This is a genomic window from Pseudobacteroides cellulosolvens ATCC 35603 = DSM 2933, from assembly GCF_001262605.1.
In the GTDB taxonomy this organism is placed as follows: Bacteria; Bacillota; Clostridia; order Acetivibrionales; family DSM-2933; genus Pseudobacteroides; species Pseudobacteroides cellulosolvens.
In genome coordinates, this window is sequence record NZ_LGTC01000001.1 from 1,795,049 (window position 1) to 1,810,879 (window position 15,831).

Sequence of the window (15,831 nt, forward strand, 5' to 3'; positions counted from 1 at the left end):
TTTATTAAAAGTTATTAATCTTTTACGTTTTTTCTTATAATAACGAGATTAATAATATTTTAATAAATATTTAGATTGATATAAATTCGACTATAGTGCTTTTAAGTAACTCTGCTTTAATGGCTAATCTAATCATACCGAAAAGCCGTTAAGGAATGAAAACTCATCATTAGACAGAAAAAGGAGAAAATAATGGAGAATTCAGTTAAAGTACTAAACAGTATTGTTGAAAACGTGGAAAAAGTAATTGTAGGCAAAAGAAAATCTGTAGAATTGGCACTTATATCTCTCATATGTAACGGACATGTACTCATTGAAGATGTTCCCGGAGTAGGAAAAACAAGTCTTATATCGTCTCTCTCAAGGTCAATAAGTGCATCTTTCAAAAGAATTCAATTTACCCCTGATATATTGCCATCGGACATTACAGGCTTTTCCATGTACAATCAAAAAACAGGCGACTTCGAGTATCGCCCTGGAGCCGTTATGAGCCAGATTATACTGGCAGACGAGATCAACAGAACTTCACCCAAAACCCAGGCAAGTCTTCTTGAAGTCATGGAAGAAAATCAGGTAACAGTCGACGGAGTAACACATAAAGTTCCAAAACCCTTTATGGTGCTGGCAACTCAAAATCCCATTGAATATCTAGGTACCTTTCCCCTTCCTGAAGCTCAATTAGACAGATTCTTTATGAAAATATCCATAGGTTATCCAACTCCAGGTGAAGAAAGCTACATATTAAACAGATTCAGGCAGTCAAATCCCATAGAGACACTAGAAAGCGTAGCCACCGGTGAGCAAATAATCAAAATACAGGAAGAAATAAAAGAAGTACATGTAGATAAAACCCTTAATGATTACATAGTTGATATCGTTTCAAGTACTAGAAAACACAATGATATAATACTTGGATCAAGCCCAAGAGGATCAATTGCACTTTTTAAGGCAGCTCAGGCATGGGCCTTCTATAACAAGCGGAATTTTGTAATGCCTGAAGATATTAAATATATGGTTGTTCCTGTTCTTTCACATAGAATTGTACTCAAACAGGAAGCCAAACTTAAGAAAATAAATGCAGCGGATATTTTAGACTCAATTCTGGATAAAATAAAGGTTCCTGTGGTGGATTCCAATGTTTAAGAATAGGGTTTTATACGCCTGCTTTTTTTTATCTGCCTTAATATTTACTTATTTTTACGGCGGCAAGGTTCCTTACGGTTTTCTTTACATAGTCATTTTGATGCCCATTATATCATTCTTGTACACACTTGTTATACTTATAAGGTTCAAGTACACTCAAAGCATTGATAGAAACTTTATAACAAAGGGTGACATAGTAAATTTCAATTTGAGTATTCATAACGAGGATTTTTTCCTTTATCCTTACATAAAAATTAACTTTTGCGGTGATGATACAATATTTAAGAACCAGTTTCAGTCAAAAAGCCTTTCTCTATTACCCTTTAAGGGTAAAAAGTATTCTTTCCAATTAGAATGCAATTATAGAGGCAATTATGAGATTGGCATAAAGTCTGTCCAGTTTGAAGACTTTTTTGGACTCTTCAGGTTGACATATAAAAACTTAGAGACCAAACATATTACCGTCTACCCTAAAATCGTGTTTTTAGAAAGATTCAAGCTGAAAACAAATTATATGAGTGAAACCAAAAGTGTTTTAAACAACAGGTTTGAGGATATGACCACAGTATCGGACATTAGAAAATATGCTTATGGTGACAGCTTAAAAAAAATTCATTGGAAGCTTACAGCCAAAACGCGGAACATGATGGTTAAGAATTTTCAAAGCACCACTCAGACAAGCAGCGTAATTTTCCTTGACCTTCAGAAAAACCCTTACTCCCACGAAATAAATACCATTATCGAAGACAAGGTACTGGAGTCTGCAATTTCAGTAATTTATTATTGCCTTAATAGCTGGATACCCTTAAATCTTGTTTATTACAAGGATGAAATAATAGATACTTATGCCAGTTCACCACTTGATTTCGATGAAATTTACAAAACTCTGACAACAATAAGTTTCCTTGAAAAAGTAGGACTGAGAGACCTCTTGAAAGTCCATCTTATGAATAACATAAACAACTCAAACGTGGTTTTATGTACATCAAATTTAAGCTATGAACTTTATAACGAAATCTATAATGCAAATTACTCCGGATATGACATTAGCATAATCTATGTGTCTCCTTCTGAACTTACAGGAAATTCCGACAGTGATGCAGATACTATTTTATCCAACCTTACTGAAATAGGTGTGGATGTTTATAAACTAGATATATCCGATGACATAAAACATATATTGGAGAGATAGCTATGTCAATAAAAAAAATATTACCAAACTACCTTATGAATTTTATATTGACTGTTTTTATGAGTTTTAGCTTTACATATGCTCTTACTACTACACTGAATTTAAAATACCACCCTTTTATAATTATATTTGCAATATCCATTGTAACTTTGTTTTACTCTGCAATCACCATAAATAAAACAGTCTTGAAAATATCTCTTTGGTCAATACTTGTACTTTTCTTAGGGACTATAGGTCTTCTTTGGTACAAGTTCGGCTTTAATGAGATATACATAAATATTGATTACTTTTGTAATTGGCTTTATGATTATGTCTTAAGCTTCAAGGTAGGACTTATAAGTATTTATGGTATATTAATTGCAACATTTTTTATATTTGCAGTTACTCTATTTATATTTATTTTTACTATTAAAAGGTTTAACTTTGTTGTTATACTTATTAGCGGATCACTTCTGTTTACGGTGCAGTTCGTAAATAAATTCCTGGTGTCACCAGGTACATTCTATTTGTTTTTGTTCCTTATGGTAATATACTACATGCGGCATATTTATATAAAAAACTCTTCCGTGGGTGCAAATGAATATATCAACCCATCTTCATTTATGCTGTTTATTGTGCCTTTATGTGGTATCATACTTTTTGTTACATATATAATTCCTGCCCGTCCAAAGCCAATTGAATGGAAGTGGTTGGATGGGAAACTCAAGACATTTTACCTTAGTTACTTTAATACAGGAATGCCCAGCAAATTTGATTATTTTTCACTGTCAGAAACAGGTTTTGGTAACAGAGACGGCTCTCTTGGCGGTAAAATATCAAAAAATAAAAACCTGGTCTTAAAAGTAAAGTCACCCAGATCCATTTACCTTAAAGGTGCAGTACAAGACACTTATACAGGTAAATCCTGGATAAATTCCAATCCCATCACCAATAAAATTGCCAGTAAAGGTGATAATTTGCAGATAAATTATCACGATTTGATAAAAAAATTAACAGACAACTACTATACATACGGTACAAATTTGGACAATAATAGTCTTTTATTAAACTATATTGAGCTTTTAAGCGGTATGAGCCTTATTACTCGGGATGATAATGTTATTAAAAACTACTTCACAAGGGACAACATTGAAATAACATATCATAATCTATCCACCAAGACTATTTTCCTTACTGAAAACGCATATCAAATCAATGCTCCAAAAATGGATTTGATGGTGAATTCAAACGGTGATGTGACCACATCAAAACAAATGTCAAAAAAACTCCAAGTATGGTTTTTATTCCTTAAACATGATTATGAATGAAAAAATGGAGAATTTGCTTCGCAAAAGTGATAGAGACTTTTTCCAACATTACCTTGACGATTATAATTTCATTACAACACAGATAGGTGAGAAATTAAATCTTGTCTGCAATTCATACAATGAATTTATTGATACTCCTATCGAAGTAATTGACGAAAAAGACTATAAATTTGTCATATTTGCAGCTGATCAAAACCTGGTCTCTTCTTCAATGTCATTTGATCCAGCTCTGAATACTGTTGTTGAAGGTCTTCCCAAAATTGATATAAACAACATCCCTCAAAGAGTATTGAATGTAATAGAGCAACACAAAGGCGGGGAAAAAATAACTTTATCCAGCGACAATGTAATATTCGCTGGCAGAACGGAAAATGCATATGCATTTATGATTCCTCTTAATGATATGAGTTATAAGACTATTTCCAACTATTTCAACTGTCTCTTAAAAGATATAAATGTGTCAATAAATCCTCTAACACCCTATATTATGAACATCTTCAACATCAACTCGCAAGAGGCTTATACAAAATACCTTCAATTGCCTGAAAATCTTCCAAACAGGATAAAAGAGCTTGCTGAGAAAATAACCTCCACACAAAACAACAGATACGACAAGGTTAAAGCAATTGAAACATATCTTTCGGACAATTACAAATACACTCTGACTCCGGATGATACACCTTCCGGCAGGGATTTTGTGGATTATTTCCTATTTGACCTTAAGAAAGGATATTGTACATATTACGCAACATCAATGGTAGTTATGCTAAGATCCCTTGGAATACCGGCAAGATATGTTGAAGGATATATTGTAACATCCGGATCAAAAAAGGGAAATGAATATCATGTTACCAACGAAAAAGCACATGCATGGGTTGAAGCATACTTTGAAGGCTTTGGCTGGATTAAATTCGAGCCGACCGCTGCATATGCCAGTACTGTAAACAATGAAAACAAGAACGACGACAGGTCAGAGGATACAAAAGGAGGTAAACCCTCCTGGATTGACGGTAAAAACAGCCCAAGTAATAATTATGAGCTACAGGTTAAACAGCTTCCCGCTGACAATAAAAAACTCATTACCCTTGTTATAGTAATAGTACTTGTAAGCCTATGTATTTTAGCCTTTGCAGCATTAGTATTGTTCAATCACATCAAAGGAAGAAGGAAGCTTAATAAGCTTACCAAAATGTCTCCTCGTGACAGCATAATATCTTCCTATAAACTTATTTTGTTTTATATGTCCCTCCTCGGTTATGGCAAAGAGGATGGCGAAACACCTAAGGACTATGCAAATCGAATGGGAAAATCAATTGTGGCAAACCATGCCAACCTTAATACAGTTACCGATGTATTTATATTGGCACGGTACAGTAATAATGCTATTACAGATAAGGATAAAGCTCACGTATTGGATAGCTTTAACAACCTAAGCTTGTACACAAAACAAAATTTAGGAAAGTTTAAGCACTTTACATTAAAGTATTTGCAAGGAAAAATATAAACACTGTTATACCTTGTCTACTCGTTAAATTTTAGTTAAAATAGTTATAATAAACTTAAGAAAGAGAGTGTTTGTGATGAAAAAAAATCTTGTTATTATTTTACTTGCAGCATTAGCTGTGGTACTTGCTATCCTGGGTATCTTTAGTTTTAAGGGGAGCAACAAATCGAACAACGATATTCCATCAAATACTACATCCAATGTTACTTCTCTTCCAAGTAACAGCAGTGCCTCAGATTCCAACAGCGAATCCTTAAAAATGGCATCAGATTTTACATTAACCGATCTTAATGGCAAGCAAGTAACACTTAGTGAGCTTAAGGGTAAAAATGTATTTTTAAACTTCTTTACAACATGGTGTGCTCCATGTAAAAAAGAATTACCTGAAATTCAAAAAATCGAAAAAGAATACAAAGACAAAGACTTATTGGTATATTTAATAGATTTAGGTGAAGATGAAAATACTGTTAAGGAATTTATGAAAAAGAACAACTATACCTTTAATGTTCTTATGGATACCAATAGTGACGTAGGAAATCTTTATAGAACTACCGAGATCCCTACCTCCCTATTCATAAATAAAGAAGGTAAAATAGTACAAAGACACTCAGGTCTAATGACTTATGAAATGGTTAAAGGGTTTGTAGAGAAACTTTACAAGTAATTATTGCAAAGTATATATAAGCAGCCAAATGTTAAATGTACAATTGGCTGCTTTAAATTTGTTAACAATATTTTTAAATTCCATTCACAAAATATTTACAAAATCGCATTTATAAAAATTGACTATAATATAATCATAGTATATACTAATTCTGCAGTAAGTGTTTATTGGCAAAATAATAATCAAGTATTATGTAAACTCAGTTTAGAACCGATATATTATACATTCTGGATAAATTATTTTCTGATATGCATTTGCAATAAATCTCAGAAAATAATTATAGGGGCAAGGAAATGAATATTCGTAAATTTTATTTAATAATGACTACAACAGTTACAATTTTTTTATTTTCATCCGGTGTCTGGCTGCTCTTTTTGATTAATACAACAGCAGCAGCACCTAAAGACGGCAAGGCAAACACTCAAAACAACCTTATCAATCACATCATACAGCCTTTTGTAGCAGATAAAAATCCGGTTAATATATTAGTGCTTGGCGGTGATAAAGTAGCTGGAAACACCGATACAATGATGCTGGTAAATTTCACACCAGGTACAGGTAAAATCAGTATCATATCAACGCCACGTGACTCGAGGGTTAAGGTAAAAGGACTTGGTTTTACCAAAATCAATGCAGCATACCCAAGAGGCGGAGCAGATCTGGCAGTTGATACCCTTTCCAATTTTCTTGGTGTAAGAATCAAATACTATGTTTATGTTGATACTTCCGCATTCAGAAAAATAATAGACAAATTAGATGGTGTGGATTACTATGTGCCGGTGGATCTCTATTATAATGACCCTTATCAGAACCTTCACATAAACCTGAAAAAGGGTCAGCAGCATTTAGACGGAAAAAAAGCAGAGCAGTTTATGAGATTTAGAAAACCCCAGGGTGGATACTCTAAAGAAATGATGAAATATTATGACGGCAGTGATTTAAAGAGGATAGAGGCACAGCAAAACTTTATTCGTGAATTAATCAAGCAAAAAAAGAATATTAAATATATATCCAAAGCAAGTGATATAATTGATGTTATACTAAAAAGCGTTGAAACCAACATAACAGCAAGTGATGCACTTAAACTTGCCCAAAATATAAGCAACATAGATATTTCAGGTATGGAGACTTTCATGGTTCCAGGTGATACAGCTTCTGTCAATGGAATCTGGTATTATGTGCCTGACCGCAAAGCTACAGCAAAAATAGTTGAGGAGAATTTTCAATCTGATTTGGGTGCAGCACCATCATATTATGCAGATGAGGATGATAGGGAGCTAACAAGGAGCAAAAACAAGCCAAAAGCTACAAAAAACCCATCTAACTCCGATACGTCAATAAAGGGATCAAAAACCCCAAAACCATAAAAAGGAGACAATTATAAATGGATTTGATAATGCAGTTAATCGACTTTGTACTACACATTGATAAACATCTTGCAGAGATAATAAAGGATTATGGTGCATGGACCTATATGATTCTATTTCTGATTATCTTTTGTGAGACAGGGTTGGTAGTTACACCTTTTCTACCCGGGGATTCGTTCCTCTTTGCATTAGGTGCACTTCATACCAGCCTGGATATAAAACTGGCATACATCCTTTTGGTTATTGCTGCTATACTTGGAAATACGACAAACTACCTTATAGGTAAATTTATAGGAACCAAGATGCTTGAATTTAAAAAAATCAGGCTCGTAAAGCAGGAACATTTGGATAGAACCCATGCCTTCTTCGATAAGCATGGCGGTAAAGCAATCATATTATCAAGGTTCTTCCCAATTATACGTACATTTGCACCATTTGTCGCCGGCCTGGGCAAAATGAGCTTTGGACGTTATACTTTATACAACGCCGTAGGAGGCGTTTCCTGGATTACGACATTCATTCTGTTAGGATACTTCTTCGGTAACATTCCTGCTGTTAAGGAGAATTTTACATTTGTTATTATAGGTATCGTTGTTGTAACGTTTTTACCTGCTGCAATAACATTTATTAAAGGCCGCAAATCATCCAAAAAATAATAATTTAAATAGTAGATTTAAAATAAAAATAACGATCTAAAGTTAAACTTCAGCTCGTTATTTTTTATTTTAGGCATTTATTATATTAAAAGTATTAGTAACCTATCTCTTCATGATATCCTCTAAAGCATCTATAAATTCCTGCGGATTCTTAAAACAATAATCCGGATTATGTTTATTGAGCCTTTCGTCGCCCGATGAAGCCCAAAGTGCCAATACGGAGTTTACTCCGGCTGCTCTGCTTGCGTATATATCCACATCAAAGTCACCTACATAGTAACTTGATTGTTTGTCTGCAGACAGCAGATCAAGTGCCTTTAATATGCCTTCCGGGTCTGGCTTGTGCTTTCTCGTATCATCACCTGTTATCAATATATTAAACATTTCATTTAAGCCTAACTTTTCAACTATTATCCCTGTAGCCCTTCTGCCTCTTCCTGTAAATAGCCCAAGTTTTATATCATTTGAGCTTATAAACTTCAGCAGACGTTCTATTCCCTCTATAGGTTTTACAAAATCGTTAAAGCTGCTTTCAAAATGCTTTATATAAACATCTGGTGCTATATCATCATGTTTATAATCCAGAAGCTTTTTTATTATCTCTGTATCAACAGGTCCAAATTCATTAAGTATTTCCTCATCCTTGTATTCCTTGCCTGAAAGCTCCAAAACAGCCTTTTTAAGTGCGTATATGGTTAATGGAATAGTATCTGCAAGGGTACCGTCAAGATCAAATATTATGGCATCAATTTTCATAAGACCACCTATATTTCCTTATAAAAAACCTTATATGCCTTATTCATTATATAAATATCAATTTTACTTGTAATTTCAAAAGGAGAGTGCATTGATAATACAGCTATTCCGCAGTCTATAACCTCTACTCCCAGATTGGCTAAAAATTGAGCGATGGTACCTCCCCCACCCTGGTCAACCTTACCAATTTCTCCTGTTTGCCAAGCTACCTGATTTTCGTTAAATATTTTCCTTAGCTTTGCAATAAATTCAGGGTTTGCTTCACTACCTCCGACTTTCCCTCTTGCTCCGGTGTACTTCTGGAGTACTAGCCCTTTCCCCATAAATGATGCATTTCTTTTATCCTGCACCCCCTCATAATTGGGATCGACACCTGAATTTACATCAGCTGAGAGCATCATAGAATTTGATAGGCATAATCTTAAAATCATGTCATTATAGTTATCTGTGCTAAGAAAGCAGAGTTTTGCCAGAAAATTTTCAAAAAACACCGATTGAGCTCCTGTGTTACCCATGCTACCTATTTCTTCCTTGTCGGTTAGAAGGCATACAGCTGTTTTATCCACATCATGCATGTTCAATATTGCATCTAATGCAGCATATGAACAAACCCTGTCATCCTGCCCATAACTGCCCACAAAGCTTCTGTCCAGGCCAACATCACTTGCCTTAAAAGCAGGCACAATCTCCAACTCTGCCGATACAAAATCCTCTTCAGTAATGCTGTACTTATCGTTTAAAAGCTTTAATATGTTTAGTTTTACCTTGTCTTTAACCTTATCATCATCATAGGGAATTGATCCGAAAAGAACATTAAGGCCTTCGCCAGTAATAGCTTCACTCATTTTCTTCTGCATTTGATCCTGAGCTAAATGCGGCAGTAAATCTGTTATTGTAAAAACAGGATCGGAATCATCTTCCCCAATATTAACATCAATAACCTCTCCACTTATTTTTACGACAACACCGTGTAATGCCAATGGAATTGTAACCCATTGATATTTTTTAATTCCGCCATAATAATGGGTTTTAAGAAGCACCATATCTGTATCTTCATATACAGGATTCTGTTTAAGATCAATTCTTGGAGAATCAATATGGGCCCCTACTATATTTACTCCATTCTCAAAGCAGTTTTTGCCTATAACAGCCAGTGCAACTGCTTTATTTCTATTAACTTGGTACACCTTCATCCCTGGACTTAGCTTTCCATCCTTCCCAAGGCTGTCTACAGATATAAATCCATTTTCTTCGGCCTTCTTAACAGCTAATGCTGCAAACTCCCTTTCTGTTTTAGCACTGTTTAAGAACTGCTTATACTCTTCTGAAAACTTAAATGCAAGTTCCTTTTCCTTCTCATCAGTTTTTTCCCATATATTTTTACTGCTATGAGTAAGTTTTTCATTTAATAACTGTCCGCTTGTCTTGTTATCTTCCATAAGTGCCTCCAAAATTATTGTAAATATTGATTTTATCATTGTTATTATATACCCATTTTCTATTAAAATAAATAAAGTTTTACTATTAGTCTTCCCGCAATGCTATGGCGGCAATATATTCCATGTGTAATATTAAAAAAAATTTTAAAAAAATGTTGACACAAACACTATATGCTAGTATAATAAATTTGCTGCTTGAGACAGCGACCACTTGCGGGAGTGGCGGAACTGGCAGACGCGCACGTTTGAGGGCGTGTGGGCGACCGTACGGGTTCAAGTCCCGTCTTCCGCACCAAAACAAAGAGCCTTACTTTAAAAGTAAGGCTCTTTGTTTATTTTACTTTCAGACTTAGCAAATTATGATCCTTTTAATTTTGACATATGTTAATTTACTTTTTTACCATTACCCTCTCGAAAATAGGCTGAAAACTTTTCTCATCAGGTTTTGCAACTACATTTCCAAAGGGCATTTGTGCAATGAGTTTCCAATTTTCCGGAACATTCCACTCTTTTCTGATATCTTCATCAATTAGCGGATTATAGTGCTGCAACGATACACCAAGTCCTTCAACCTCAAGAGAAGTCCAGACTATAAACTGTAGCATCCCTGACGCTTGCTGTGACCATACCGGAAAGTTATCCTTGTATAAAGCAAACTGCTCCTGAAGATACTTCACAACATTTTGATCCTCAAAGAACAATACAGTTCCATAACCGCTTTTAAATCCGTTAATCCTATCTTCCGTCTGTGGAAAGTTTTCCTTAGGTACAATTTTTCTCAAAGCCTCTTTTGTCATATCCCAAAGCTTATCATGATGTTGGTTCAAAAGAACAATTGCCCTTCCGCTCTGTGAATTAAATGCCGTGGGGGCAAACTTCACTGAGTTTTCTACTATTTCAACAATTCTGTCTTCAGGAACAACTTTTTCCTTGCCAATTCCATAGTATGTCCTTCTATTCTCAACGGCTTTATAAAAATCCATGCTCATATTACCACCTCAAAGTTTATTTGTAATTTTTATTTTGTGTCTTACATTTATATACCCTATGAATTAGAGATGGTAACAGGAGCTTTTCATAAATAGTCTTGATTAATACTTGCTCTAGTTGCCAATGGGCAAGTAAATAGTAAAACAGCTACCTTCTCCCTCTTTACTTTCAACTTCTATGCTGCCCCCGAGCAGCTCAACCAGTTGCTTAACATTGTAAATATCTAATTCCTTACTCATTGCTCTCTTGCTAACATAGCATTTATCAGTGATCATAAAGAACTCATCAAATACAAAATCCATCTCATCCTTAGTAAAACCTTTACCCTCATCCTGCAGCATTATACAATAGGTTGAATCCTTAATATCTATTTTTAGCCTTATTGTTCCTCTTAAAGTATCCTTTATAGAATGAGATAACAGATCCGTTAATATTCTCCTAAACTTCAAACGGTCACTATATATTGGAATACTCTCTTCAGAATATAAAATCCGTTCAAATTTTAAATCCTTATTGGTAGTTGTATTCATAAAGTGATTTATTACTTCATCAACCACCTCAATAATATTAAATAAGTCCTTTTTTGGTTCTACTTGAAAATTTTCAGCTTTTACAATTAAGTTTGCATTACCTATAGCATCAAGTAGTTCCTTTGATTCAATCCTTATTTTTAATAACCTATTTATTTCTTCATTTGACAATGCACTTCTGTTTTCTTTTAACAAATTAGAGGTAAACCGAATGATTGAATTTAGGTAAATTCCAATATCTTCAGTAACAAATTTAGAAATGTCATTCTTGAGTTGGTTTACCTTCTTTATCCTATCGTTATAATCTTGAATTTTTTCAATATCACTATGCAGTATTGATTCTCTTTTGCATAATATATCTTTTGTTTTTTTAATCTTAATCCCTAATGCATCTATCTCAGAATATGGCTTTATATCTTTTGCAGCCCTATAATCTTTTCCTTTAGTTTTTTTACATCTACTTAAGTTTAATATGCACATAATTATCCTCACATTCCGTTCCCAAAAAAGCACAGTTATTGGTATACCACAATTTAGAATTAAATCAATCCCAACTCCTGAAGTGCATTTATCAGTTTAACCTTTTCAACAGGCTTAACAAGATATGCCTCACATTGCTCCCTGAATGCCTTTCTAATATTTTCAGCATCACCTAAAGCTGTAGTCATTATAATTTTCACTCCATCCAACCCCCCAATTCCTTCATTTCTCTCATATTCCCTTACTTTACATAATACTTCCTGACCACTCATCTCCGGCATCATAATATCTAAACACAAAAGATCATACTGTTTTCCTTCATCCCACGCCGCTTTAAATGCCTCAAATGCCTTACGCCCGTTTATCGCGACATCGCATACGCCGTAAGGTGTGAGAAAAGCCTCTAAAATACTCTGACTGACAATGTCATCTTCAGCAATTAGAATTCTCATGGATAATTCCTCCTGAAAATTTATTTTTAAATAATACCTTTAAACTATTTGTTTTTCAAAGCTAACACAATAATCCTTTAAGATATCTACTTCTTTTATAAATCTGCTTAGTGTTGTCTCAACACTATCAAATTTTGATAAACTACCTGCTCTTTCCAGTTCATATGCTAAATCATATACTTTCACAGCATGGAAATTTGCCACCATTCCCTTAATTTCATGAGCAAGCTCTTCAATTCGTACGGAATTTCTATTTTTTATATTCTCCGATAAAGTAGTTATTTTTTCATCTATTCCACTTAAGAAAAAATTAATTAATTTTGAAACTAATTCCCTATCTCCATCAAGCTTTGCTACCAGTCTATCAAGATCAGCAGGCATTTTTTCTTCAATAACGTTCCCGGACTTTTTAATTCTGTTAATAACAATATGTTGAATCTGCTTATACAATTCGTCGGGATTTATAGGTTTTGATAAATATCCATCCATCCCGGCCTTCAAACATTGTTCTTTATCCCCCATAACTGCATTTGCAGTTAATGCAATTATGGGAGTATAGATGCCGCTTATCCTTTCTTCTTCTCTGATTATTCTCGTGGCTTCAAAGCCATCCATACCAGGCATTCTGATATCCATAAGAATCACATCAAAATTATCCGAGCGGATAAGCCCGATTGCATCTTGACCGTTACCAATAACAACAACTTCCCAACCCTTTCGTTTTAGTAACTCAACTGCTATCCTTTGGTTTACCAGATTATCCTCTACAAGAAGAATTTTTAGCTCAGTATGGCTTGAAATTTCATTGAAAACCATTCCTTCTGTTATCGTTTCACCATTTAATACTAGACTTGAATCTAAGTTATCACCCGGTAAAGGATTATTTTCTACGGTAGTTACCAATAATTCCAACAGTTGTGATTGCTTTAAGGGTTTCATGATACAGGCAACAGCACCATAAACGTCTGATTCATAACAATAATCTTCCATATCTAAAGAGGAGTGCATCATTATTATGGTATTGAAAAAATGCAGCCCAATTCTTACTTTTTCGATAAAAGATATCCCGTCCATGTCAGTCAATTGTGCATCAAAAAGTACCACATCAATAAGTTTTCCACGTGCAGCACTGTTTTCCAGAATGTGCAGTCCATCTTGAGCATTGGATGCCGATAATGGTACCATGCCCCACTGTTCAATCAAATCCCTTATAAACATACTGTTAGTAGCATTATCGTCTATTATAAGCACTTGTAAGCCCCGTAGTCTTTTATAGATATCAATTGGGTTGTTGTTTTCAGCTGTATATTCATCAATATGGAATCTTGCTGTAAAGCAAAATTCACTCCCCTTCTCATTAGTACTATCAATCCAAATCGAGCCCTCCATCATCTCTGTAAGCTGCTTTGAAATAGCCAGTCCAAGTCCTGTACCATTATGTCTCTTTGCGTGGGCTGAATCAATCTGACTAAAGCTCTTGAATAATAAGTTTTGCTTATCTGACGGAATTCCAGGGCCGCTATCTTTTACAGAAAATTTAATTACAATACTGCCGCCGTCTATTTCCAACTTTTTTACATTAACTACAATTTCACCTCTTTCAGTAAACTTCACAGCATTGCTTACAAGGTTTGACACAATTTGCCCCAACCTGCCCGGATCCCCTGTAACATACGCAGGAACATCCTTTTCAATATTACAGACAAGTTCTATGGACTTTTCATATGCATGTACAGCAAAACTGCTGACCGACTCCTCAACCACATCAATCAAATTGAATTTTACATTTTCAAGTTCCATCTTCCTTGCTTCTATTTTCGAAAAGTCTAAAATATCGTTAATTATATTAAGAAGTGAATGTGCTGAGGTCTTAAGCATTCTCATATATTGACTCTGCTGCTTTGTCATTTCAGTAAAATTTAATAAATCTATTATCCCGATTACGCCATTTAAAGGTGTTCTTATCTCATGACTCATATTTGCAAGAAATTCACTTTTTGCAAGGTTTGCCGTCTCAGCAGCTTCCATAGCCTTTCTTAATTCGTTCTCAGACCGTTTACGTTCTGTTATATCTTCAAAAAGTGTTGCAAAATAATATTTTTCAGTACAATATGCCGATACATCAAACCACCTTTTAAGATGTTCAACATACCTTTCAAATCTTATAACTGCTCCTTCAAGAGCAACCATTCCATAGTCATCAATCCAGCTAAAGTTCTCAAAATTCATTTCCGTTATCAACTCAGACATTTTTTTCCATAAATCTCCTCACTTTTTATACCAGTGTATTCTTCAAATGCCCTATTTACTTCTAAAAACTCATAATCAACAGGTTTATTATCTTCATTTACAATTATCCTGTGGTGTGCAAAACAATTATGCATATTTTCAAACAGAGACCTATATTTTGCTTCATTCTTCTTAAGTTTTTGTTCCATACTCTTGTGAGACGTTATATCACGCACTATTGATACAACCTGACAGTTATCTATAGCAGCAAAGTTAGCTTCAAAACAGCGTGTTTCCCCATTTACATTATGACTGTATTCAAGAAACCTTGTTTTTCCTGTTGTTAATACCTCTTTAATTATATTTAGTATATTAGCCGGGACTTGCTCCGTAATTATCTCATATACTTTTTTCCCGATCATTTCCATTGACTTTTGGGTTGGATATTCCTTTGGAAGGCTGCATTCCATTACAACCCCTTTATCATCCAGCACAAATACCATATCCGGCATTGCACTTATAATCGCTTTCATCTTTGACTGGCTTTCTGCAAGTTTTTTCTGTTGTTTGACCATATGCCTTAAATATAAGTAAAGAAATACTGAAATACCTATTAAAAAGCTTAAGTAATATATCCTATTTGTATGAGGACTTTTGACAAGAAAAGCTGCTGCAATTGCTAGTACATTTATTATAATTTCATAAATTAAAACATAATTTATGTTATTAAGTAATAAACTGACACAACAAACAACTATAGGTAACGTAATACAATATATCGGTGCAAGACTGCTCAGATAATTCAGATATACAATGTATAAGCTAGTAATGGCCAATAATCCCTGAACCCAAACCACCATTCGATTTTTCATATATTTATTAATGTATGATAGAATTGTCAAAATCACTGCAATTACTGAGAATATATACTTTCCTATCCAGGGATCGACCATGGATGGATCGGTTAACTTGATAATCTGCACCAGTGAGGGCTGAAGAACAGCCACAAGTAAACATATTGCACGATATAGGTTAATATTTCCATGCAATTCCAATCCTTGATTAAACAAGTTTTGATTGCGTATCAAGTTTTCTCTCCCTGAATTAGTAAAAATGTCTATC

Annotated in this window: 14 protein-coding genes and 1 tRNA gene; 8 read left to right on the forward strand and 7 right to left on the reverse strand. The window is 34.4% G+C overall.

The annotated features are described in order from the left end of the window. Nucleotides 1-192 precede the first annotated feature (192 nt). The 7 genes from Bccel_RS07280 (at nt 193) to Bccel_RS07315 (ending at nt 7,833) form a co-directional block, all read left to right on the forward strand. The gene (locus Bccel_RS07280) at nt 193-1,143 is read left to right on the forward strand and encodes an AAA family ATPase (protein WP_036942311.1); all 951 of its coding nucleotides are present in this window, start codon (nt 193-195) and stop codon (nt 1,141-1,143) included. Beyond that, nucleotides 1,136-2,335 carry a DUF58 domain-containing protein gene (locus Bccel_RS07285; RefSeq protein WP_036942312.1) on the forward strand — a complete coding sequence of 400 codons (1,200 nt, stop codon included), beginning with the start codon at nt 1,136-1,138 and terminating at the stop codon, nt 2,333-2,335. The genes Bccel_RS07280 and Bccel_RS07285 overlap by 8 nt, the downstream gene beginning before the upstream one ends. Before the next feature lie 2 nt (nt 2,336-2,337). Beyond that, nucleotides 2,338-3,642 (forward strand): MFS transporter, encoded by a 1,305-nt coding sequence (locus tag Bccel_RS07290; RefSeq protein ID WP_036942315.1) that lies wholly within the window; start codon nt 2,338-2,340, stop codon nt 3,640-3,642. Between the two features lie 4 nt (nt 3,643-3,646). Next, the gene (locus Bccel_RS07295; RefSeq protein ID WP_160317702.1) at nt 3,647-5,146 is read left to right on the forward strand and encodes a transglutaminase-like domain-containing protein; all 1,500 of its coding nucleotides are present in this window, start codon (nt 3,647-3,649) and stop codon (nt 5,144-5,146) included. 76 nt (nt 5,147-5,222) lie between these two features. Then, nucleotides 5,223-5,810 (forward strand): TlpA family protein disulfide reductase, encoded by a 588-nt coding sequence (locus Bccel_RS07300; RefSeq protein ID WP_036942317.1) that lies wholly within the window; start codon nt 5,223-5,225, stop codon nt 5,808-5,810. A 293-nt stretch (nt 5,811-6,103) separates the two neighbouring features. Continuing rightward, on the forward strand, nt 6,104-7,177 hold the full coding sequence (locus tag Bccel_RS07310) for an LCP family protein (protein ID WP_036942319.1): 1,074 nt from the start codon (nt 6,104-6,106) through the stop codon (nt 7,175-7,177). Between the two features lie 17 nt (nt 7,178-7,194). Beyond that, nucleotides 7,195-7,833: a DedA family protein gene (locus tag Bccel_RS07315; protein ID WP_036942322.1), complete on the forward strand. Its 639-nt coding sequence runs from the start codon at nt 7,195-7,197 to the stop codon at nt 7,831-7,833. 102 nt (nt 7,834-7,935) lie between these two features. Here the strand turns inward: Bccel_RS07315 and Bccel_RS07320 are convergent, their stop codons facing one another. Then, nucleotides 7,936-8,589, reverse strand: coding sequence for an HAD family hydrolase (locus Bccel_RS07320; RefSeq protein WP_036942325.1), 654 nt, complete (start codon nt 8,587-8,589; stop codon nt 7,936-7,938). 8 nt (nt 8,590-8,597) lie between these two features. Then, nucleotides 8,598-10,028 carry an aminopeptidase gene (locus tag Bccel_RS07325; RefSeq protein WP_036942328.1) on the reverse strand — a complete coding sequence of 477 codons (1,431 nt, stop codon included), beginning with the start codon at nt 10,026-10,028 and terminating at the stop codon, nt 8,598-8,600. A gap of 213 nt (nt 10,029-10,241) precedes the next feature. Between Bccel_RS07325 and Bccel_RS07330 the strand changes: the two genes are divergently transcribed. After that, a tRNA-OTHER gene (locus Bccel_RS07330) sits at nt 10,242-10,323 on the forward strand. Between the two features lie 94 nt (nt 10,324-10,417). Here the strand turns inward: Bccel_RS07330 and Bccel_RS07335 are convergent. From Bccel_RS07335 to Bccel_RS07355, 5 genes are all read right to left on the reverse strand, one after another. Beyond that, nucleotides 10,418-11,017 carry a nitroreductase family protein gene (locus tag Bccel_RS07335; protein WP_036942331.1) on the reverse strand — a complete coding sequence of 200 codons (600 nt, stop codon included), beginning with the start codon at nt 11,015-11,017 and terminating at the stop codon, nt 10,418-10,420. A 114-nt stretch (nt 11,018-11,131) separates the two neighbouring features. Then, a complete protein-coding gene (locus tag Bccel_RS07340; protein ID WP_036942334.1) occupies nt 11,132-12,028 on the reverse strand; it encodes a sensor histidine kinase in 897 nt (298 codons plus the stop codon). A gap of 59 nt (nt 12,029-12,087) precedes the next feature. Beyond that, nucleotides 12,088-12,480: a response regulator gene (locus tag Bccel_RS07345; protein ID WP_036942336.1), complete on the reverse strand. Its 393-nt coding sequence runs from the start codon at nt 12,478-12,480 to the stop codon at nt 12,088-12,090. A 39-nt stretch (nt 12,481-12,519) separates the two neighbouring features. Beyond that, nucleotides 12,520-14,730: a hybrid sensor histidine kinase/response regulator gene (locus Bccel_RS07350; RefSeq protein WP_050753242.1), complete on the reverse strand. Its 2,211-nt coding sequence runs from the start codon at nt 14,728-14,730 to the stop codon at nt 12,520-12,522. After that, nucleotides 14,718-15,797 carry a PAS domain-containing protein gene (locus tag Bccel_RS07355; protein ID WP_036942341.1) on the reverse strand — a complete coding sequence of 360 codons (1,080 nt, stop codon included), beginning with the start codon at nt 15,795-15,797 and terminating at the stop codon, nt 14,718-14,720. Before Bccel_RS07355 ends, Bccel_RS07350 begins: the two co-directional genes overlap by 13 nt. Between the last annotated feature and the right edge of the window lie 34 nt (nt 15,798-15,831).